The following is a 19,480-nucleotide window of genomic DNA, read 5'->3' on the forward strand; positions in this document are numbered from 1 at the left end:
ACTATCAGCCCTTTCATATTTGTTAATTCCATATATGTAATTTTTTTAAGATATTAGAAGTGATTTCAAATGCTTTTTTTCCAGTTGCATTAGAATCACTTTGGATATTGGTTGCAAAATAATAGCTGTTATCGGAAGTTTCTACATATCCGATAAACCAGCCGTTGATATCCTGTCCGTTGACACGACCGGTTCCAGTTTTTCCGTAGAAATTACCATTAGGTGTACTGGCAATTTTTATAGCATTTTTAACAGAAAATACATTTTGGGAATTTAGATGGAATTCATTTGTGTTAAATTTTTTCAATAATGTTACTTGCTCTAAAGGCGAGATTTTTAATGAAAAATCGGACCAGTATAAATCCAGATTTGAACTGGTTGTCTGGTTTCCATATTCTATTTTATTCAAAAATTCCTGGACTCTGTTAATTCCGAGCTGCGAATCAATTGCCTGGAAATACCAGTTAACGGAATTTTGCATAGCAGAGTTTAAATCCTGATCAGCTTCCCAGGATGGAAAAGGAAAGGCATCACCATTCCATGTCATGGAAGAGTGTTCTGGTGTGATGATTCCGGATTCCAACCCTAATAATGCATCGTATATTTTGTAGGTAGACTCTGGCGGAATACGTTTGGTGGCTTCTTCAAGATCGTATATTTTCCAGGAATCCAAATTATTGTCATACAAAACAAATGATCCATCATATGTTCCAAATGTTTCGGATATATCTAACAGGGAGATATTTTTGTCTGTATCACTAAAATGATATACGTTTTGAGTAGAGGCATCAATGGATAAAATGGGTGTACATCCAATAAAAACAGCACTAATGACCAGATAAATTATCAATGCTCTCATTTTTTGATAAAGAGTTTCTTTCCTAAAAACGGCGATGTTGAGAATACGTCGTTTCATCTGCCTGAAATTTCCGGACATTCCAACTGCCAGTGGAGAGGAAAAAGAGGATATTTTTTCTGCAAAATTAATCAGTGTAGTTCCATAAGCTTGGTATTCATCAGCAGAAATCATCTGCAATACAGCAGAATCACAGGCTATTTCACGGTCACAGAGAATTTCTTTTAAAGTGTACCAAACAAAAGGGTTAAACCAGTAGAGTATATTACTTATGACCATGAGGAAGCCAATAAATGTATCTTTGTGACGGTAATGCTGTAATTCGTGTAGCAGCATAAAACGCATATCATCAGGATTCAGTTCGGAAATTAAATGGATGGGAATGTAAATTCTGGGATGTATTATTCCGATTAAAACTGGTGATTTTAAAAATGCAGTACTGTAGACTGATACTGGGTGAGAGATTTTAAGTTCCTTTAAACAATTGTAATAAATAGTTTTTACCTGCTGATTTTGAAGCGGGAGAGCAGATCTTTTTATGGAACGTACATAGTTTAATGAATGAAGGGTGAGGACTGACATAATCATAACACCCGTTATCCATATTAGAAAGAGTATGGTATTCAAGCCTCCAGAAAATTGACTACTGATGGAAACTGAAAAATCATTCACCTGGTTTAACAAAATATTTTGTGTATTACTGGTAAGTTCGGATAGCGTGTCGGTACCAGAGTTAAGTCCTGAGTCAGTTTGAAAAAAATGTAACCATGAAAAAAGTTGTGAGCCATGAATCTGTACAGGAAAAAATGGCACGGCAAGTAATAAAAATAAAAGAAAACAGAGATGGTACTGTGTAGTCGCAGATAAATATTTTTTCAGAAGTTTTTTTGTTCCGATTATTACAAGTGTAAAAATACATATGAAGATATTACTGATTAAAAAGTGGATGATCCAGTTGCTCATTCAAAACCTCCTATTTCTGATGTTTTGATAATAAATGGCGTAAGTTATCAATTTCTGTTGAAGAGAGCTTATCGTCTTCAAGGTAAGAAGCCAGCATAGAAGAAAGATTTCCATTATAATATCGCTTTAAAAAAGAATTGCTTTCCTGGCGTATATATTCATCTTCTTGGACTAATGGAGTATAGACAAATACCCGGCTTTGTTTTTCGCAGGAAAGAGCTTTTTTGGAAACAAGTCTCTTGATAAGAGTTTGAATTGTTTTTGGACTCCAGCTGGTAGTTAGAGTAAGTTTTTCTGTAATTTCATTTGTATTGATGGGAGCATATTTCCATACAATTTTCATAACTTCAAATTCGGCTTCTGAAATCTGGGGTAGTGACATAATAAAATCCTCCTGCTAAATCCTACATATGTAATAAATATATTATATTACTTGTAGAAGAAAAAAGTCAAATGGCAGATGATATATAGAATATAAAATTAATAATGTAGAGGCAATAAAGGTGAAAAAGATAGAAATTATTGAGAGAATCACAGATGCTAATGGAAGCATAAGTGAAAACATATTGACTAGCTGGGAACATAAAAACCAATTCATACCGGAAATTATAAGGTTTGGAGAATTAAAAATATATCTACAGGAACGAATTGTTAAAAAGAATGATAGTGATGTTCATCTTTCAAAATATGAATATGATATTTTACTTTTTTTAGCGAAAAGTCCAGGTAGAATATTTGGAAAAGAAATGGTTTATGATCTGGTATGGAATGAACCTTATTCCGGTGATTATAATGTGGTTATGCGACATATCTGCAATATCAGAGAAAAAATAGAAGATGATCCTGGACAACCATTATATATACAAACAGTACGAGGTGTAGGATATCGGTTTAATGGGAATTTAGGCAGCGAGTGAAATCGCTGCCTATTATTATGGTTTTACAAAGAAAGGAGTTGGTTATGAGAAGATCTTTGTATTTCAGGAGCATCCTGTTTGAGATATTTGGATAGGTTTTGATGTATCAATTCCAACTCTTTTATTTCTTGCTTAAAGGAAACGTATTGAGTATTTAGTGATTCCTTTCTGGAAATAAGATCTGCAATTTGCTCTTGTAACTTATTGGAATTAAGATGTTTCAGGTCTATACCATTTTCCTGTAACATATGTTCAGCACCAGCGAAAAGAATAATTTGAGATTCATATTTACGGAAATAACGATCCGGATCTTTGGAACTTTTATAATGGTTATCGTAAATTTTATTTTTCTGATATTGTTCGGCATATTTCAGCATTTCTCGAAGATGACGTATCTGAGACTCGAGAGAAACAACAGAGGTATTTACCTCTTTTTGCTGCATATGTAACAAGGCTATGCGGTCTTCAAGTTCTGAAAAATTATGTAGATTATGTGTGAGCATCTTGTTATATTCAGCAGAGACAATTTTTAAATTTTCCTTATTTGCCCATTTCTGAAGTCCAATGTTTCCTGCTATATTGGGAGTGTTGGTGTCTATTAACTTATTACGAACAGAAGGAACAGTAGTTCTGTGAAGCTTATTATTAATGCGTTCTTTGATACGTTCCTTGGTAAAATTTTTTCCTAAAGATTTAGCACTTCCACGCACTGGACGGGACATATCGGGAGAACGAAAGGTAATGTATTTCCTGCTGTTTTCGCCAAATTCTGCGTTTTTTATCTCATATCCTTTAGCTTCCATAAATGTAAGAAATTCTGAATAAGTGGAAATGATTCGGATTGTCTGGTTGATATCTTTTCGCAGCTGCGCTTTTTTACTGGATTCAGATTTATTTGCAGCCCATTCATTGTATTTCATTCCTTTTTTACCATCTGGCATAATTGTGGACAGGTTATGTTCCTGGCATAAAGTGTCGCTGAGATTTCGTATTTTCCAGTAATTCTTTTTACAGTCATGATAATGAGAAAAAGTGATATTATCTGCAGAACAGAAAATCAAATGGTTATGTACATGACCTTTATCAGTGTGTGTTGTCAGAACATAGGAGTATTTTCCCTCCAGTAAGCGATCCGCAAGTTCTTTGCCAATCTGATGGGCTTCCTCATAGGAAACTTCATCAGGGGAAAATGCCTGAATCAGATGAAATGCCTTATTTGCATTATGCGCATCTCGGCAGTCATGTGTGTGATCCAAAGTGTATTTAAAGTCAAGAACTGCTGTTTCAGGAGAGCAGGCAAAGGAAGAAATATATAGTTTCTGGTCAGTTTTATCTGGATTGCAGATGTATTCTATTGCTTTATCAACGGTTGTTTTGATACCATGGATTTTTGTAACTGCCATATTTTTTCCATTAACTCCTTTATATCGTCCAGGTCCTTTGGGTAAACTGTATTGGTACTGTTTATACGATGGGTGATCTGATTCAAATTGCTGCTGATATTGCCCAGCAGGGTATTCATTTTTCGGATATGAGAGTAGTTTACTTCATATACAAATCCATATAAGATCATTTTCCGTAGAAAGGCAGATTTGCTTTTCATCCTGGAAAGACGATATTTTTCTTCTAAAATGTATTGTTCGTCATCATTCAAATAAAATTGTACGGGATGAATTCTGGTACGTTTGCTCATTGAAATCCTCCAATTCGTTTTTTTCTATAAAAAGAGTACAAAAAAACTGTCTAACCAGTTCGGCTATGACAGTTATGGTACTTGGTTTTTTGTTGGTTTGGACAGATGTATCTGTAAGTTATTTTAACAGGACTGGGTGAAAGCGTCAAATTAAGAAATTATAAAATATGAGAGGGCCAGGGATACTCCCTGATACATTTTGGTAGAATGAACCGGAAAGGGAATTTGACAAAATGAGCCAGTTGTCATGACACTGGCAGTGCTTGCTTCTTTTGGGGTGTAGCCTGCAAAGCAGGCTATGCAAAAGCTATAAAACATAAATGGAACTGTGAGAAGTGGTTGAGAATATAATCCTGATAGCGTATAATCAGAGCAAGAAATCGTAAGTGAGGGATAAATTTGAAACGTGAGGAAATTTTTCAATATGTGAAAGAGCAATATGGAACGGAACCGGAATATTTATGGAAAAAAGATCCTGATTCTGCGGTGCTTCGACATAAAAATGGAAAATGGTATGCTATAATTATGGCAGTGGAAAAGAAAACACTGGGATTAGAAGAAGATGGAAAAATTAATATCCTGGATGTAAAATGTGACCCTGATCTGGTTGGGATGTTAATTCAAACGTATGGATTTTTACCGGGGTATCATATGAATAAGCGACACTGGATTACGATTCTTTTGGATGAATCTGTTAGTGAAGCTAAGACGCTAGATTTTCTGGATATGAGTTATGATTTAATTGACAGTGGGAAGTAATTAAAATTAAAAAGGAAGCCTTTCAGAAAAATCTCTGATCGGCTCCCAGGTATTCATTCTGGATATGTATAAGTTGATCTTTGCAACAGGATATTTTCCCAATCTCGTTCATGGCGCAACACTCGGAGAATATGAATCTCTTTTGTTTCTTCCATTATAATATAAAAAATAATAGATGGCGGAAAAGATCTTTTATGTATGGAATATCCTCTGTACAGAATTTGAGTTCGGGGAAAGGCAGTACTGAACTGGCCTAAATTCTGCATTTGTTCTTTCAGATCAGATTGAAAACGGTCAGCACGTTGCTGGCCGAATTCTTCTTCAATATAATCTGCAATGTCTGTGACATCGTAAATTGCTTCCCAGGTTAAAATAATTTTATATTCTTGCATTTCTTCGTGCATCCCTTAATTCTGTGATTTTGCGAAAAGCATCTTCCAGTGGCAATTCACGACCAGCTTCCATATCATCAATTCCCCGGTCTAACATGCGGAGAAGATGATTGTTTTCCTGGTTTTTATCGGTTGTAGGGACTTTTTTTGTTAATTCCATGAAATCACTCCAATCATACGGTTTATAAATAGTGTATGTTGTTCAGAAGTATCTATCCATAGTTTAGCATAGAATGGGCAGCAATACAATTGAATTATTTTGCAGGAGCGTCCGTCAGACCAAGAAGATATTCACAGGAAACATTAAATACTTCGGCCAGTGCGACAACTTCGTAGTCGGGAACGAAACGTGTGCCTTGTTCAATTCGCAGGATTGCCAGATCATTAAAATCATATCCTGCAAGTTGTAATTTGGCAGCGAGTGTTTTCTGAGTAAGATTATGAGCCTTTCGTAATTCTTTTACCCGTTGTCCTATTCTGTTTTTACTGTTCGTTTTTTTATCCCAATAAATAATCATTCTGATCCTCAAAAGTTTCTAAAGATGAAGTATTATTATTGATTTTAAGGAAAAATATTGTTACTATACTTCTAAAGATGAAATTTTTGGAAAGTTTATTTGATTTTTGAAATAAGAAAATGATAATGCTGCCTGTAATGAGAAATAATTCTAATGAGAGGTGGAAAGAAGATGAATGAATTTTATGAAGCAGTATCGAATTTATTTGAGGAATTGCGCTGTGACTCCGGAGAAAGAGAATATACAGTACAGCCGGAAGAATGGAAAGAAGCAGAGAAGAATTTGAAACAAATACAAAAGAAGCTGCCACTACATCTGGAAAAAATCCCAGAGCGTGAGCAGAATTTCTGGAATAAATATCTGGATCAGTTAGAACATTTCCATTATGAAGAGGAGCAGCGGGCTTATTACCAGGGAATGATGGATGTAGTTGAGTTTCTTATTAATATAGGGGCAATAAAGAAATCCACGAATGTTAAGAGAATGATAGAAAAATATGCACGTTAAGAGTGGCGGTATGGGAAACCATACCGCTTCTTCAGAATAATTCAGATAGAATTCAAATGAATTTCAGGGATCTTGTTTATCGTGGTCTGTAGGAATTTTGTATGTGCGCAGGTATGCTTCTACGATGGCAAGGATAGCGGTAATTTGCTCATCGTTGCATTTTGACAGGTACATGAGCAGGCGTTGATAATCAAGATTATCTGTATGATTGTTTGGATAAAACAATGGTTCAGGAGGAACATTTAAAGCGCGTACCAGTTTTCTGATTTTATGAAAACTGGGAACTCGGCCCCCATTTTCAATTTCCTTTAAATATCGGCTGGACATTTCTGCTTTTTCAGCTAATTCTTCATAAGTCAATTTTTGCTCGTGTCGGGCGTTCTTAAAAAACAATCCCAGTTCTTTATCTGTTTGTTTTGGCATATGATACACCTCCATGTTTAGTGTATAGTTCCCTTTATTGAAAGAAAATGAACTAATATTTCACTAAAAAAGAGGGTGATATTTCACTTTTTAAAAGACATATAAAATTCTGAATTTCCGTAAAACAGATCCGGAGGTATAGGAAAGATTAAGAATTTTATTGTCTGGTATCATATCCGTCATTACGTGACGGATGAAATAGATAAATAGTTCAAAAAAGCAAATAAATTTCTTTACCTCAAAAAGTGAATTATATGCCACAAAAAATGATGGCAAAATATTATCTTTTGATATAAATAGCGTCCGATGGGCTAAAAACTACCCATTAGGACGTTTTTTATATACCTCAAAATACAGGAAAAACAATTTTCTCGTATTTATTAAGAAATTTTTTAAAAATTTCTTCCCACACCCCGACAAATGCACTCATCCGTTTGGGATATGTGTGAAGGGGAAGCAAGAACTTTGCTTATTGCCTACCGGCGGGGAAGGAGGTGAACTCTTATGGAGCAATCCTCTTTTCAAGATGAGCAGACAGTCAGACATCAGTTTGATTCTCTGTGCAAGCTGGCATTGAAAAGTGAAGTTATTAATTATGAAAAGCATATGGCATATCGCCAGAAGTATGAAGTGATGTTGTCAGAATTATCAGAAAAGGAGTTGAGCAGACTTTTTATAATGGATGAGCATGAAATGGAAACACATCGTTTTCAGGTCCTGGGTTACGACATAGAAGTCAAAGATGCATTGATTGCTGAAGCACTGCAGACACTTACTGAAAAGAAAAGGAATGTTGTGTTATTATCATATTTTATGGATATGAGTGATGCAGACATTGCCAGAGAAATGAATCTTGTACGCAGCACAATTAATGAGCATCGTAGACGATCACTGGAACTGATGAGAAAAAATATGGAGGAATCTGCAAATGAAAAAAAGTAAAAAACAGAAATGCGCATTTGATTTGCTGCCATTCCATGTTATTGAGGCAGCATCAACTGGTGATACTGAGGCAATCCAGGCAGTGTTGAAGCATTATGAAGGGTACATAACAGTTTTGGCTACCAGAAAAATGTTTGACGAATTTGGACAGGTGCATTACTGTGTAGATGAAACTCTGCGTCAACGCCTGGAAGCAAAACTGATTACTAAGACCTTGGGATTTGATACGAAATCATATGTAAGGAAAAGTAATCAGTAAAGGGAGTATTTAATATAGATTCCTTTTCCCCTTCAGGAATTTTTGTACCTTGAAAATTGTATATTGTTTTAAATACAGGACGTGAAGATATGTAGAGCCACTAGGTAAATCCGCCATGATATATCTGCTCTGTTAATGGAGTAAATACGAGGAAATGCTGAAATATAACATTGAAGTAAAGGTATGGAGCGAGAAGAATTTGACAAAATGTGTAGCAGCTGCACAGGGCGACGAAGCATATCTGTGATAATGATACTTCCAGAAAAAATCTGGTCATATTTAATGACGGTGCAAAACCGATGTGGGCAGAGTACTGAACTGCCACCTGTATTGTAATTTTATCTGCCGATGACAGTGTATAAAATTGTAAATTGTCATGGGCAGATAAAAATGTTTTGTCCAAAGAGAAAAGGAGGAGAGAAGAGTGGCGATTAAAATTGAAAAAGGTAAGATTCCAATTTGGGAAAAATATATGCTTACGGTGGATGAAGCAGTGCAATATTTTGGAATAGGTGAAAAGAAAATAAGGATGCTTATTTCGGAACATCTAAATTCAGAATGTTGCTTTACAGTCCAGGTGGGGTGTAAGTCATTGATTAACCGTAAGAAATTTGAGGCCTTTCTGGATCAGACTACGTCTTTGTAAAAAATATACGAACAATTTAGCACTTTAAAGTGGAAACGTTAGCCCTGGTATGATATAATACCTATATCGTGCTAGGGCTTCTTCGTAGAAAGGGGCGAAGACGTTTGGGTAAAACAAAACGTGACCAAAAACGACGAGATAAAAAAGGTCGAATTTTACGAAACGGAGAAAGTCAGAGAAAAGATGGAAGATATGCGTTTGTATATACAGATTGTTATGGAAAGCAGAAGTTTTTGTATAGTTGGAAATTAGAGCCAACAGATTCTCTGCCAACTGGATGCAGACCATGCTTAGCTCTAAGGGAAAAAGAAAAAAATATCCAAAGAGATTTACATGATGGTATAGTACCTTACGGAGGAAATTTAACAGTTTTGGATTTGGTTCAAAAATATATTGGACAAAAAAAGGGGGTTCGTCATAATACTCAGGCGAACTATGATTTTGTGATCAATATAATAAAAAAAGAAGAATTCGGAACCAGAAGAATAGATAAAATAAAATTGTCGGATGCAAAAGCATGGTTTATTAAGCTGCAAGCAGATGGAAGAGGATACAGTTCCATTCACAGTGTGCGTGGAATTGTAAGACCTGCATTTCAGATGGCAGTTGAAGATGATTTACTGCGCAAGAATCCTTTTGAATTTCAATTATGTACAGTTGTCGTAAATGACAGTGTTACAAGACAGGCAATTACAAAAGAACAGGAAGAGTTATTTCTGGAGTTTATCCGAAATGATGACCATTACTCAAAATACTATAATGGAATGTTTATTTTGTTTAAGACTGGACTTCGTATTTCTGAGTTTTGTGGATTGACAGTGAAAGATATTGATTTTCAGGAGAGAAAAATCAATGTGAATCATCAGCTTCAGAGAACCAGAGGAATGCAGTACGTCATTGAAGATACCAAAACTTCAAGTGGAACACGAATGTTACCGATGACAGATGAAGTTTATGAATGTTTTGAACAGATTGTGAAAAACCGTAAAAAAGTAAGGGTTGAGCCGATTATAGATGGATATAGTCGATTTCTATTCCTGGATAAAAAAGATATGCCTGAGGTAGCACTCCATTGGGAAAAACATTTTCAATGGGCGTTAGGAAAGTATAATCGTACTCATGAGAAACAAATGCCAAAGATCACGCCTCATGTATGCAGGCACACATATTGTTCCAATATGGCGAAAGCTGGAATGAATCCGAAAGCACTCCAATATTTAATGGGACATTCTGATATAGGGGTTACGTTAAATGTATATACGCATCTGGGATTAATTGATGCAAAAGAAGAGATGAATAGGATTGCAAAACTGGCATAGTATGATAAAATAATAGAAAAAAGAATTAAAAATAATCTGATTATAAGGTTCTTAGAAAGCCTGTTTTCCAGGCTGGTTATTACTAAGAAGTTACTAAATTTGGATAAGAAAATATACGAATTTATGCTGTGATATACAGGAAAATGACAGGATTGAAGATTATCGGAAAATGCCTGTAAACAGCGTAAATACAGCATTTCAAGGAGTTTTAAGCAATGATAAGTGTGCTATTTGTCTGCCACGGCAATATCTGCCGCAGCCCAATTTCTGAATTCGTTATGAAGGATATGGTTACGAAACGAGGCATCAAGGCTAAATTTTACATTGCGTCTGCAGCCACCAGTACGGAGGAAATCTGGAATGGAATCGGGAATCCGGTTTATCCGCCGGCAAAGCGGGAATTGGCAAAGCATGGGATTTCCTGCGAGGGGAAAAGAGCGGTACAGATCACCAAAGCAGATTATGGAAAATATGATTATATTCTGGGAATGGAAGAGAGAAACATTCGGAATATCTTGCGAATTGTAGGAAAGGATCCGGAAGGGAAAGTGAAGCTCTTACTGGATTATTCAGATAATCCCAGAGATATTGCTGATCCGTGGTATACGGGGGATTTTGAATCTACTTATAGAGATGTAGTAGAAGGCTGCGAAGGATTTCTTGCGTATCTGGAGAAAAATGAGAAGATATAGGTTGGAAGAGTATACGCAATATGATAAACGTAATGATGAAATAAAAATAGTAAAAACAAAAAAAAACAATGCAAAAATGTGCGTTTTGAACATTTTCTATTCCCTATTCTAGTGACAATTTTATTCAACAGGACTACAATAACCTCAATTTAAGAATTTCGCAATGACGTTCTAATGCAGTAAAAATATCATTAGAAAACACGTCTCATAAAATGTCAGAGGCGTGTTTTCTATATGATAAAACTTTAACAAAAATACAAAAAAACGGAAAATTGTGTTGATTTTATCCCTCAGATATGTATAATATAGGATAAGGAAAAAGGGAATCAATCCGGTTCCATTCCTTTGGTTTTGTACCATAGAGGCTGTGACCGCAAGTAATATTCTTTGATATGTATTACGGTGAGATGCGGACTGAAGCTATAAATCTGCATTCGCAGATGAATTCCATTTTAGAGAAAAGAGGTTAAGTGTAAGATGGCAAAAATCGATTTAACAAAGTATGGTATTACCGGAACTACAGAAATTGTTTACAACCCCTCTTATGAAATGTTATTTGAAGAGGAGACCAAACCAGGTCTTGAGGGCTTTGAAAAAGGACGGGTCAGCGAGCTTGGCGCTGTTAACGTTATGACAGGTATTTATACCGGACGTTCTCCTAAAGACAAATATATCGTAATGGATGAGAATTCTAAAGACACCGTATGGTGGACATCTGACGAATATAAGAATGATAACCATCCTGCATCACAGGAAGCATGGGAAGCAGTGAAAGAGATCGCTAAGAAAGAGCTCTCCGACAAGAGACTTTTCGTAGTTGATGCATTCTGCGGTGCTAACAAAGATACCCGTATGGCAATCCGTTTCATCGTTGAGGTTGCTTGGCAGGCACACTTTGTAACAAACATGTTCATCCAGCCTACAGAAGAAGAACTGAAAGACTTCGAGCCAGATTTCGTTGTTTACAACGCTTCCAAGGCTAAAGTAGAGAACTACAAAGAATTAGGTCTTAACTCTGAGACAGCTGTAATGTTCAACATTACAAGCCGTGAGCAGGTTATCGTCAATACATGGTATGGCGGAGAGATGAAGAAGGGTATGTTCTCCATGATGAACTACTATCTGCCACTTAAGGGCATCGCTTCCATGCACTGCTCTGCAAATACAGATATGAACGGTGAGAACACCGCTATCTTCTTCGGCCTTTCAGGAACAGGTAAGACTACACTTTCCACAGATCCTAAGAGACTCCTTATCGGTGATGATGAGCACGGCTGGGACGACAACGGAGTGTTCAACTTCGAGGGCGGTTGCTATGCTAAGGTTATCAACCTTGACAAGGATTCTGAGCCGGATATTTACAATGCAATCAAGAGAAATGCTCTTCTTGAGAACGTTACACTTGACGCAGAAGGAAAGATTGATTTCGCTGATAAGAGCGTTACAGAGAACACTCGTGTATCTTATCCAATCAACCACATTGAGAAAATCGTTCGCCCGATTTCTTCCGCACCGGCTGCTAAGAATGTTATCTTCCTTTCCGCAGATGCATTCGGAGTACTTCCTCCAGTATCTATCCTGACACCAGAGCAGACTCAGTACTACTTCCTGTCTGGATTCACAGCTAAACTTGCTGGTACAGAGCGTGGAATCACAGAGCCTACACCTACATTCTCAGCTTGCTTCGGACAGGCATTCCTTGAACTGCATCCGACAAAATACGCTGAAGAGCTGGTTAAGAAAATGGAGAAGAGCGGAGCAAAAGCATACTTGGTTAATACAGGATGGAATGGAACCGGAAAACGTATCTCCATCAAAGATACTCGTGGTATTATCGATGCAATCCTCAGCGGCGCTATCTTAACAGCACCGACTAAGAAGATTCCATTCTTTAACTTTGAGGTTCCTACAGAGCTTACAGGCGTTGACACAGGTATCCTTGATCCTCGTGACACATACGCTGATGCTTCTGAGTGGGAAGTTAAAGCAAAAGATCTTGCAGATCGTTTCGTTAAGAACTTCAAGAAATATGAAGGAAATGCAGCTGGTAAAGCACTTGTTGCAGCTGGTCCTCAGGCATAATCATTTAAGATTATTTATGGGTCTGCCGTATTTACGGCAGGCCCTTTGTTGTTTATACTGGCAATATTTATAAAATGTTTTCTATGAATGAAGAAAACAACCACCACAGCTTGTTGCTATTCACTGTTAACGTCCCGCGAGGCGTTTTTTTGGTGAACAAAGTTTAAAGCAAATACGAGAATTACAGCGCGAAATCATGTGAACATGATTTCTGTGCATCGCGAAGCGTGCTGCTGTGAAGGTCGTGAACAGTAATAACAGCTTTTGTTGCAAGGGAAAATTGTCGATAGAAAATCCTTTACAAACACATTCATATCTTATATACTATCCATACAGCAACTCAAATGGAAGCCTTATCTATTTCTAAATATCTGCTTCCATCTTTTATTTCAAATACGGACCGTTTGCAGTGCACAGCAAGGTCTGTATTCGTTAGGGCATTTCGCCCGTTTTTACCAAGAAAGGAATTATATATGAGCAGAGAGTATGAGGTATTTGTGGAGAGTCTGCGTCAGTCTCTGATGGAACGGCTTGGACTTAATGAGAAGCAGATTTACTTTGAAGAACGGGACGAGAATGGCATGACACCAAGCGGCGACCGGCTGTTTGTAGAGTGCAATGCGTCTTCAGTGGGAAAAGAAGTCTGCGGAATTCACACGGAAGAGCTTTTTGAGGACTATGAGAATGGTGTTTCTCTGGAACAGATTGCAAAAACAGTGGAAAGTGAAATACGTAAATTAAAAACAGCTGGATTTTTTGAGAAAACCAAAAATCTGAATAACTACGAAAAGGTAAAAAATGATCTTTTTATCCGGGCACTTAATGCAGAACGCCATAAACGGGAACTGTCGAAGGCAGTATATCGCGTAGTGGGCGATATTGCACTTGTGCTATACATGCAGGTGGGAAATTTGGATGGCCGGATCAGCAGTATGAAAATACGTACTGATAACATAAAAGAATGGGAAATGGATGAAAAGACAGTCTTTGACGCAGCTCTTCTAAACACGTATTTTATTTCGCCGCCCAGAATTTTTTATTGGGAAAAACTGGTCTACAATCCAGATTATGATGGAGAATGCTTCATGGATCTGAACCATGAATTCTATCTGACAAGGGACAGCATCGGGAGCTGTCTGAGCACTGCCAGAAGGACAAACGGCGCCGTTGCAATATTCTTGCCAGGCGTGGCCAAAAGGCTTGCAGATCTGATGGATGCAGATTTCTATATGGTGTTTACGAGCATTCATGAAGTGATGATCCACAATGCTGATCATTCCTATCCGGAGGATCTTGAAAATGTTTTGAGAGAAACTTTGCGGGAGGCAACTCCTGAAGAAGATTTTCTCACGGACAAAATATACAGATATTGTAGAGAGACCGGAGATTTTCTGATGTATAAAGGCACAGTATTTATTGATTTAAATAAGTTGAAAACTGATAGTGAAGAGAACGGATAAACAAATAGAAACAAGTGAAGTTGAGCCATTTGTCGACCTTTTTGCACAAGGGGTGTTTTCGGCAGAGATTTTTATTGCAAAAAAAGAACTGCAGTCAGACTGTAAACCAATCTGCTGCAGTTCCTGAAAACGAAATTATAAATTTCTATCCGAGAATTGCGGAGTCATTGGAGAACTCTTCCCCGCTGGCTTCCTCAAATTTATCAAGAAGCTGTTTTACTGTAAGCTTTTTCTTTTCTTCGCCTTGGATATCAAGAATGATTTTTCCATTCATCATCATGATCAGGCGGTTGCCGTGAGCAATAGCGTCCTTCATGTTATGCGTAATCATCAGTGTAGTAAGGTGATCGCGGTTGACAATCCTGTCTGTGATATCCAGCACCTTGGCAGCTGTTTTGGGGTCAAGGGCTGCGGTATGCTCATCAAGAAGGAGAAGCTTTGGCTTCTGAAGGGTTGCCATGAGAAGCGTAAGTGCCTGTCTCTGACCTCCGGAAAGAAGACCCACCTTAGAGGTAAGACGATCTTCAAGACCAAGATTCAGAATCTTCAGAAGCTCTTTGTACTCTTCTCGTTCGGCTTTTGTAATACCAGAACGAAGAAATCTTGTTTTTCCGCGGCGTTTTGCAAGGGCAAGATTTTCTTCAATACCCATGGTAGCAGCAGTTCCGGTCATGGGATCCTGAAATACACGTCCCAGATAAGCTGCTCGCTTGTACTCGGAAAGTTTGGTGACATCTGTTCCGTCAATGATGATCTGTCCCTCGTCTACTGGCCATACACCGGCAACTGCGTTCAGCATTGTGGATTTTCCGGCACCGTTGCCGCCGATGACAGTAACAAAGTCGCCTTCATTTAATTTCAGGGAAAGTCCGTTCAGAGCCACCTTTTCGTTGATGGTTCCTGGATTAAAGGTTTTATATATGTTTTTGATCTCAAGCATTGTTCTTACCTCCGCGTTTTGCTGGTTTTGCGAAATATTTTCCCTTCCAGTAAGGCACTGCCAGGAATACAGCTACTACAAGTGCAGACAGCATTTTCAGAAGGTCAGTGTCGATACCCATCCAGATAACAGTCTGGAGAACCAGATAGTAGAGAATGGAACCAAATGCTACGGCCAGAAGACGGAGCGCGAAATTGCGGAAAATACGGCTGAAAATCGCTTCGCCGATAATAACAGCAGCAAGTCCGATTACGATAGCACCACGTCCCATATTGACGTCTGCAAATCCCTGATACTGTGCAAGCAAGGCGCTGGAAAGAGCAACAAGTCCGTTGGAAATCATAAGTCCAAGTACTTTGCAAAAATCAGTGTTGATACCCTGTGCACGGGACATGTTTGGATTGCATCCGGTAGCACGGAGGGAACATCCAAGCTCTGTTCCGAAAAACCAGTAAAGAACTGCGATGATCACAACAATAAATAAAGCGACGATAAGAATTGTGTTCTGAGTGATCGGTACATTTTTTATACGGCGTAAGGAAATCAGGATCGGGTATTTATCAACGTTGATAGCCTGGTTTGCTTTTCCCATGATTTTCAGGTTAACAGAGTACAGGGAAAGCTGTGTCAGGATTCCAGCAAGGATGGCCGGGATTCCCATAAAGGTATGGAAAATACCGGTAACAAGACCAGCTGTCATACCAGCCAAAGTGGCAACTAAAAGAGATACCCATACGTTATGTCCGCTGGTCATCATCATGACGCAGACAGCACCTCCGGTACACATGGTACCGTCTACGGTCAGATCGGCGATGTCAAGGACACGGAATGTAAGATATACGCCAATAGCCATAATACCCCAGATCAGACCCTGGGCAGCGGCACCCGGAAGTGCCATGATTAAGTTTGCAATTTGCATGTCTTTATCCTCCTGCATGCGTGATTTGTTTGCTGGAGCGTGTTTGAAAAAACATTTTCGCAATTTGTACGCCCCACTGTGCGGTATATTTTGCCTGAATTCGGTTGTCGTAGCCCGTTACGACGACCTCACCCGGACAAAATCTCCCACAAATTGTGACACACATCTTGCAGAAAGTCTTTTACAAATACACTCTGGTGTTCACTGTGTGAACATCAACATTTGTTTTGTGGACAAATGTTTGAAAAAGACAGTTACTGGAATCTTTATAGTGTTTTGTATGTGGAGTAACTGGCTTTTTGTTATTTGCGTAAACAGAAATATTCATTTTGGAAGAAATGCTATTTTATGCATAATTATGCATAAAATATACTTAAAAATACATTCCTTCAGAAACGACACAAACAGCGAGAGAGGCTTCCCTTCCCGCTGTCTGTGTTGATTACTGTCAGAGTCTTTTGACAAGCTCTAAAAGCAACTGAATGTCTAAATTAACTGTCAAACAAATATGAAAATTTTTATTGTGCATTACTGCATATGTTATAAACCAGTAATTATTCTGCGTCAGCACCGATTGCAACATAGTCATCCGGAACTTCAATTCCCAGCTCAGCACAGATGTCTGCATTGTATTCTTTTGTGAAGTTTGGTGCATATTCGATTGGCATTGTAGAGATATCTTCACCATCTTTCAGAATTTTAACTGCCATTTCACCAGTTGCTTTTCCAAGATCATAGTAGCTGATGGAAAGTGTAGCAACACCGCATCCGGAGCAGATTCCTTCTTCACCTGCGATTACCGGAACCTTTGCCGGAAGGCAGATGTTGTTGATCAGCTCTGTGTTGGAAGCTGCTGTGTTATCGGTAGGAACATAGATAACGTCACTGTCTGCAACTGCATTTGTTACAACAGAAGAAATATCGTTGGAGTCAGAGAATGCGTAGTATTCGCAAGTGTATCCAAGATCTTCAAGAGCTGCCTTCACCGTATCAACCTGATACTGGGAGTTTGGTTCTGCGGAGCAGTACAGAAGTCCTACAGTCTTAGCATCCGGGAAAAGTTCATTCAGCATTGCTGCCTGCTGGTCGAGAGGAGCAAGGTCTGAGGTACCGGAAATATTGCCGCCTACAGTACCATCAAAATCTGTAAGGTCAAGAGCTACGCCATACTCTGTAACTGCAGTTCCAAGAATCGGGATATCGCTTGTTCCGGCAGCAGCTGCCTGAAGAGAAGCAGTAGCATTTGCAAGGATAAGGTCTACGTTACTGGATACGAAGTTGTTGATGATCGTACTACATGTTGCGGAATCACCCTGTGCATTCTGCTCATCAAATGTTACGTTTTCTTCGCCAAGACCTTCTTTTACTGCATCTTCAAATCCCTGTGTTGCTGCATCCAGTGCTTCGTGCTGAACTAACTGGCAGATACCAATATTGTACGTTTTCTGCTCTTCAGCGTGTACGGTTACTGTACCTGCAAGACCTGCTACCATAGCTCCGGTCAGAATTACTGACAAAACCTTTCTTTTCATATTTTATTTCCTCCTTAAAAGTGTTTTCGTGTTTTAAAGTGCTTTTTCTGCTTTAAAGTATTGCCTGCACAAAATAATACCGCTTTAAAGCGTAAAAGTCAAGTCGCTTTTGTAATTTTTTCACATATCCTAATAGAGAAATAGTATTTGAAAAGGAAATTTTGACATGCCATATTCTATTATGATTGACGCCGGGCATGGCGGCAACGATCCGGGAGCGGTATATAAAGGGCGCAGGGAGAAAGATGACAATCTTGCTCTTGCTATGGAGGTTGGAAGAATTCTGTCTGAAAACGGAGTTGATGTTTTATATACAAGAACTACAGATGATTACATTTCTCCTTTTGAGCGGGCAAGGCTGGCAAATGAGGCAAAAGTGGATTTTTTTATCTCTTTTCACAGGAACAGCAGCCCTGAGATGAATCAGTATAATGGTGTAGAAGTGCTGGTTTATGATAAAAACGGAATTAAGTATGAAATGGCACAGAATATTGTAGGTGCTCTGGGCGAATTGGGATTCCGTGAAATTGGAGTCCAGGCAAGACCGGGCCTTGTTGTGCTGCGAAAAACAAAAATGCCGGCGTTGCTTATTGAAACCGGATTTTTAAATTCTGACAAAGATAATCAGCTTTATGATGAAAAAAATGCTGAGATCGCGCAGGCTATTGCCGGGGCGATTCTTGGAACTCTGGATCAGCAGCAGGGTGAAGAACCTTTGTATTACCGTGTACAGACTGGAGCTTTTCGCAAACGGGAAAATGCGGATCGAATGCTTTACTTGCTTCAGGAAAAAGGTTATCCGGCATATATTTTGCAGGATGGAGAACTTTATAAGGTTCAGGTAGGTGCATTTTTACAGCTGGATAATGCTATCCGTATGGAACAGAAATTGCGGGAGGATGGGTACTGTACGTTGATTGTGACGAAGTGAAAAGAAAGTAGAAAAAAGCAGGAAAAAAAGTTATAATGGAAAATCATAAGTGCAGGGGAAAGTCCTCTGGCAGAAAGAAGGAACAAAAGCGTGAATTATAATGAATTTATGAAAAATGTGGAGGAGTTTGTTTTTGCCGAGAGCCAGCCGGAAAAAGCAGATATCATTTTCGTGCCGGGAAATGGTTTCCCGGATATGGCAGAAAAAGCAGCTTCTTTATATAGAGAAGGATATGCCCCCTATATTTTGCCAAGCGGAAGATACAGTATTACACTTGGCAAATTTGCAGGTGTGCAGTCAAAAAAAGAAATATATGGTGGAGATTATGAGACGGAATGGGAATTCCTGAAAAATGTACTTTTGAAAAACGGAGTTCCGGAAGAGGCTATTCTGATGGAGAATCAGGCTACCTTTACCTATGAAAATGCAATTTTTTCCAGGCAGGTGACAGACCTTCACAAAATTCATGTGAAAAAAGCGATTCTGTGCTGCAAAACTTACCATGCCAGAAGATCACTGATGTATTATCAGCTTTTATATCCGGAGACGGTAATTATGGTATGTCCGGCCTGCCCGGATGGAATTACCAGGGAGAACTGGAGAGAAACAGAAACTGGTGTGGAGGCTGTTACCGGCGAAATAGACAGGATTGTCAAGCAGTTTTGTTTAATGCTGGGAAATCGGTGAGATAAGAAAAATCCGAATGATCCGTTTTGGAAACATTCGGATT

The 19,480-nt window shown here is 38.5% G+C and carries 24 protein-coding genes and 1 pseudogene; 13 read left to right on the top strand and 12 right to left on the bottom strand.

Translation table 11 applies throughout. From position 1 onward, the window contains the following. Window positions 1–22: 22 nt before the first annotated feature. Window positions 23–1,819, bottom strand: coding sequence for a BlaR1 family beta-lactam sensor/signal transducer (locus ACESTK_RS05875; RefSeq protein ID WP_373119128.1), 1,797 nt, complete (start codon window positions 1,817–1,819; stop codon window positions 23–25). Between the two features lie 10 nt (window positions 1,820–1,829). Then, a complete protein-coding gene (locus ACESTK_RS05880; RefSeq protein ID WP_026077000.1) occupies window positions 1,830–2,204 on the bottom strand; it encodes a BlaI/MecI/CopY family transcriptional regulator in 375 nt (124 codons plus the stop codon). 118 nt (window positions 2,205–2,322) lie between these two features. On the opposite strand from ACESTK_RS05880, the gene ACESTK_RS05885 reads away from it, so the two are divergent. Then, window positions 2,323–2,736 carry a response regulator transcription factor gene (locus ACESTK_RS05885; RefSeq protein ID WP_019162151.1) on the top strand — a complete coding sequence of 138 codons (414 nt, stop codon included), beginning with the start codon at window positions 2,323–2,325 and terminating at the stop codon, window positions 2,734–2,736. Window positions 2,737–2,759: 23 nt separating this feature from the next. On the opposite strand, the gene ACESTK_RS05890 is transcribed toward ACESTK_RS05885, so the two are convergent. Together ACESTK_RS05890 and mobC are read right to left on the bottom strand one after the other, a co-directional pair. After that, the gene (locus ACESTK_RS05890; RefSeq protein WP_373119130.1) at window positions 2,760–4,139 is read right to left on the bottom strand and encodes a relaxase/mobilization nuclease domain-containing protein; all 1,380 of its coding nucleotides are present in this window, start codon (window positions 4,137–4,139) and stop codon (window positions 2,760–2,762) included. Further along, window positions 4,088–4,429, bottom strand: coding sequence for a plasmid mobilization relaxosome protein MobC (gene mobC, locus ACESTK_RS05895; RefSeq protein ID WP_373119133.1), 342 nt, complete (start codon window positions 4,427–4,429; stop codon window positions 4,088–4,090). The genes ACESTK_RS05890 and mobC overlap by 52 nt, the downstream gene beginning before the upstream one ends. Before the next feature lie 399 nt (window positions 4,430–4,828). Here mobC and ACESTK_RS05900 point away from each other — a divergent pair, with 399 nt between their 5' ends. Beyond that, complete coding sequence (locus ACESTK_RS05900) at window positions 4,829–5,188, top strand: MmcQ/YjbR family DNA-binding protein (RefSeq protein WP_008703804.1); 360 nt, start codon at window positions 4,829–4,831, stop codon at window positions 5,186–5,188. Window positions 5,189–5,241: 53 nt separating this feature from the next. Here the strand turns inward: ACESTK_RS05900 and ACESTK_RS05905 are convergent, their stop codons facing one another. The 3 genes from ACESTK_RS05905 to ACESTK_RS05915 form a co-directional block, all read right to left on the bottom strand. Beyond that, on the bottom strand, window positions 5,242–5,580 hold the full coding sequence (locus tag ACESTK_RS05905) for a type II toxin-antitoxin system RelE/ParE family toxin (protein ID WP_019162149.1): 339 nt from the start codon (window positions 5,578–5,580) through the stop codon (window positions 5,242–5,244). Continuing rightward, window positions 5,567–5,740 carry a hypothetical protein gene (locus tag ACESTK_RS05910; protein ID WP_005426514.1) on the bottom strand — a complete coding sequence of 58 codons (174 nt, stop codon included), beginning with the start codon at window positions 5,738–5,740 and terminating at the stop codon, window positions 5,567–5,569. Before ACESTK_RS05910 ends, ACESTK_RS05905 begins: the two co-directional genes overlap by 14 nt. A gap of 94 nt (window positions 5,741–5,834) precedes the next feature. Continuing rightward, window positions 5,835–6,098, bottom strand: coding sequence for a helix-turn-helix domain-containing protein (locus ACESTK_RS05915; protein WP_015541275.1), 264 nt, complete (start codon window positions 6,096–6,098; stop codon window positions 5,835–5,837). Window positions 6,099–6,269: 171 nt separating this feature from the next. On the opposite strand from ACESTK_RS05915, the gene ACESTK_RS05920 reads away from it, so the two are divergent. Continuing rightward, window positions 6,270–6,605, top strand: a complete 336-nt coding sequence (locus tag ACESTK_RS05920; protein ID WP_005426510.1) for a hypothetical protein — start codon at window positions 6,270–6,272, stop codon at window positions 6,603–6,605. Between the two features lie 63 nt (window positions 6,606–6,668). On the opposite strand, the gene ACESTK_RS05925 is transcribed toward ACESTK_RS05920, so the two are convergent. Further along, a complete protein-coding gene (locus ACESTK_RS05925) occupies window positions 6,669–7,028 on the bottom strand; it encodes a helix-turn-helix domain-containing protein (RefSeq protein WP_015524620.1) in 360 nt (119 codons plus the stop codon). Between the two features lie 504 nt (window positions 7,029–7,532). Here ACESTK_RS05925 and ACESTK_RS05930 point away from each other — a divergent pair. The 7 genes from ACESTK_RS05930 (at window position 7,533) to ACESTK_RS05960 (ending at window position 14,428) form a co-directional block, all read left to right on the top strand. Further along, entirely contained in the window at window positions 7,533–7,970 is a 438-nt protein-coding gene (locus ACESTK_RS05930; protein WP_005426505.1) for an RNA polymerase sigma factor, read from the top strand. Then, window positions 7,957–8,229 (top strand): helix-turn-helix domain-containing protein, encoded by a 273-nt coding sequence (locus tag ACESTK_RS05935; protein WP_015541278.1) that lies wholly within the window; start codon window positions 7,957–7,959, stop codon window positions 8,227–8,229. Before ACESTK_RS05930 ends, ACESTK_RS05935 begins: the two co-directional genes overlap by 14 nt. 424 nt (window positions 8,230–8,653) lie before the next feature. Further along, window positions 8,654–8,875, top strand: a complete 222-nt coding sequence (locus ACESTK_RS05940) for an excisionase (RefSeq protein ID WP_021650362.1) — start codon at window positions 8,654–8,656, stop codon at window positions 8,873–8,875. 104 nt (window positions 8,876–8,979) lie between these two features. Continuing rightward, window positions 8,980–10,194 carry a site-specific integrase gene (locus ACESTK_RS05945; RefSeq protein ID WP_119235261.1) on the top strand — a complete coding sequence of 405 codons (1,215 nt, stop codon included), beginning with the start codon at window positions 8,980–8,982 and terminating at the stop codon, window positions 10,192–10,194. Between the two features lie 215 nt (window positions 10,195–10,409). Then, window positions 10,410–10,886 (top strand): low molecular weight protein-tyrosine-phosphatase, encoded by a 477-nt coding sequence (locus ACESTK_RS05950; RefSeq protein ID WP_173719208.1) that lies wholly within the window; start codon window positions 10,410–10,412, stop codon window positions 10,884–10,886. A gap of 477 nt (window positions 10,887–11,363) precedes the next feature. Continuing rightward, complete coding sequence (gene pckA / locus ACESTK_RS05955; protein ID WP_148461930.1) at window positions 11,364–12,968, top strand: phosphoenolpyruvate carboxykinase (ATP); 1,605 nt, start codon at window positions 11,364–11,366, stop codon at window positions 12,966–12,968. 473 nt (window positions 12,969–13,441) lie between these two features. Then, window positions 13,442–14,428 (top strand): DUF5688 family protein, encoded by a 987-nt coding sequence (locus tag ACESTK_RS05960; protein WP_373119141.1) that lies wholly within the window; start codon window positions 13,442–13,444, stop codon window positions 14,426–14,428. A 145-nt stretch (window positions 14,429–14,573) separates the two neighbouring features. Here the strand turns inward: ACESTK_RS05960 and ACESTK_RS05965 are convergent, their stop codons facing one another. The 3 genes and pseudogenes from ACESTK_RS05965 to ACESTK_RS05975 all read right to left on the bottom strand — a co-directional run. Further along, on the bottom strand, window positions 14,574–15,368 hold the full coding sequence (locus ACESTK_RS05965; RefSeq protein WP_118578495.1) for an ABC transporter ATP-binding protein: 795 nt from the start codon (window positions 15,366–15,368) through the stop codon (window positions 14,574–14,576). Further along, the gene (locus tag ACESTK_RS05970; protein WP_118578496.1) at window positions 15,361–16,287 is read right to left on the bottom strand and encodes an ABC transporter permease; all 927 of its coding nucleotides are present in this window, start codon (window positions 16,285–16,287) and stop codon (window positions 15,361–15,363) included. Before ACESTK_RS05970 ends, ACESTK_RS05965 begins: the two co-directional genes overlap by 8 nt. 4 nt (window positions 16,288–16,291) lie before the next feature. Next, window positions 16,292–16,456 (bottom strand): annotated as a pseudogene (locus ACESTK_RS05975) (DUF6783 domain-containing protein); the annotation flags it as partial. On the opposite strand from ACESTK_RS05975, the gene ACESTK_RS05980 reads away from it, so the two are divergent. Next, window positions 16,382–16,729, top strand: a complete 348-nt coding sequence (locus ACESTK_RS05980) for a DUF6783 domain-containing protein (RefSeq protein WP_306467812.1) — start codon at window positions 16,382–16,384, stop codon at window positions 16,727–16,729. The pseudogene ACESTK_RS05975 and the gene ACESTK_RS05980 overlap by 75 nt on opposite strands. Window positions 16,730–16,841: 112 nt before the next feature. Here the strand turns inward: ACESTK_RS05980 and ACESTK_RS05985 are convergent, their stop codons facing one another. After that, window positions 16,842–17,819, bottom strand: a complete 978-nt coding sequence (locus tag ACESTK_RS05985) for an ABC transporter substrate-binding protein (protein ID WP_173715881.1) — start codon at window positions 17,817–17,819, stop codon at window positions 16,842–16,844. 166 nt (window positions 17,820–17,985) lie between these two features. Here ACESTK_RS05985 and ACESTK_RS05990 point away from each other — a divergent pair, with 166 nt between their 5' ends. Both ACESTK_RS05990 and ACESTK_RS05995 read left to right on the top strand, forming a co-directional pair. Then, entirely contained in the window at window positions 17,986–18,750 is a 765-nt protein-coding gene (locus ACESTK_RS05990) for an N-acetylmuramoyl-L-alanine amidase (protein ID WP_270432536.1), read from the top strand. Window positions 18,751–18,840: 90 nt separating this feature from the next. Then, window positions 18,841–19,437, top strand: coding sequence for a YdcF family protein (locus ACESTK_RS05995; RefSeq protein ID WP_330382702.1), 597 nt, complete (start codon window positions 18,841–18,843; stop codon window positions 19,435–19,437). The last annotated feature ends 43 nt before the right edge of the window (window positions 19,438–19,480 follow it).

Origin of the sequence: Ruminococcus sp. Marseille-P328, assembly GCF_964249465.1 — a bacterium.
Taxonomy (GTDB): Bacteria; Bacillota; Clostridia; order Lachnospirales; family Lachnospiraceae; genus Blautia_A; species Blautia_A faecis.